The organism is Undibacterium sp. Ji42W, assembly GCF_049340405.1.
GTDB lineage: Bacteria > Pseudomonadota > Gammaproteobacteria > Burkholderiales > Burkholderiaceae_D > Undibacterium.
This window is the reverse complement of sequence record NZ_JBMPOV010000067.1, coordinates 1-366: the sequence shown is the minus strand read 5'-3', so window position 1 is coordinate 366 and position 366 is coordinate 1. Positions and strand designations below refer to the sequence as shown.

Below are 366 nucleotides of genomic sequence, written 5' to 3'. Positions count from 1 at the left end.
ACGCTTAGCGCGCACTTTGTCGTTCAACCACCGCAATCAGGTTGGCCAGTGATTTGCTGGCCGGACCGACGCCGGTTTCTATATTCTTCAACTTGGCCTGTACGGTGATCAGCAAACGCAGGGCTTTGTCCATGCTGTTGCTGCTCATCGCGGTATTGACCTGGTTGAGCAAGTCTACGATGGCGGTACGTTGTGCAAGCTGTGCAGGCGTTGACAAACTCAGGCCTTGTATCAAGCTGATGGTTTGTGCATTGATCTGGCTGGCGCTTTGTACCTTGATGGCCTGGTCTTGCGACTTGTACGGCGTGGCAGTGCCACCGCTGACCATGCTGAGGGCGAGGTTGGCGTTGTAAGTACCTGCAGATA

1 protein-coding gene is annotated in these 366 nt (G+C 54.6%); it reads right to left on the bottom strand.

Annotated elements, in window-relative coordinates; all coding sequences use genetic code 11:
- Positions 1-4: 4 nt before the first annotated feature.
- Positions 5-366: hypothetical protein (locus ACO0LG_RS29625; protein WP_423032221.1), on the bottom strand; the 362-nt coding region annotated here is incomplete at its 5' end.